Raw genomic sequence first — 510 nt, 5'->3', positions numbered from 1 at the left:
CTCGGGCGACCCCCTCAACTCGCGCGTACGACCGGTTACTTCACCGGCTCGGGCTCGGGCGCGTCCTCCGACTCGGCCTCGCCCGCCGGGGGCTCCTCGGCCGGGGTCTTGACGGATTCCAGCAGCAGCTGGGAGACGTCGACGACCTGGAGGGACTCCTTGGCCTTGCCGTCGTTCTTCTTGCCGTTGACGGAGTCGGTGAGCATGACGAGGCAGAACGGGCAGGCGGTGGAGACGATGTCCGGGTTGAGGGACAGCGCTTCGTCGACGCGTTCGGTGTTGATGCGCTTGCCGATGCGCTCTTCCATCCACATCCGGGCGCCGCCGGCGCCGCAGCAGAAGCCGCGTTCCTTGTGGCGGTGCATCTCCTCGTTGCGCAGGCCCGGGACCTTGCCGATGATCTCGCGCGGGGGCGTGTAGATCTTGTTGTGGCGGCCCAGGTAGCAGGGGTCGTGGTAGGTGATCAGGCCCTCGACCGGGGTGACGGGGATGAGCTTGCCCTCGTCGATG

The 510-nt window shown here is 67.8% G+C and carries 1 protein-coding gene; it reads right to left on the bottom strand.

From position 1 onward, the window contains the following. Nucleotides 1–35: 35 nt before the first annotated feature. Nucleotides 36–510 (bottom strand): (Fe-S)-binding protein (locus RCO28_RS39275; RefSeq protein ID WP_308946210.1); only part of this gene is annotated, 475 nt, incomplete at its 5' end.

It is taken from the genome of Streptomyces sp. LHD-70 (assembly GCF_031157275.1).
In the GTDB taxonomy this organism is placed as follows: Bacteria; Actinomycetota; Actinomycetes; order Streptomycetales; family Streptomycetaceae; genus Streptomyces.
Note: the sequence above shows the minus strand (reverse complement) of the source record. Positions and strands in the feature narration are given on the sequence as shown.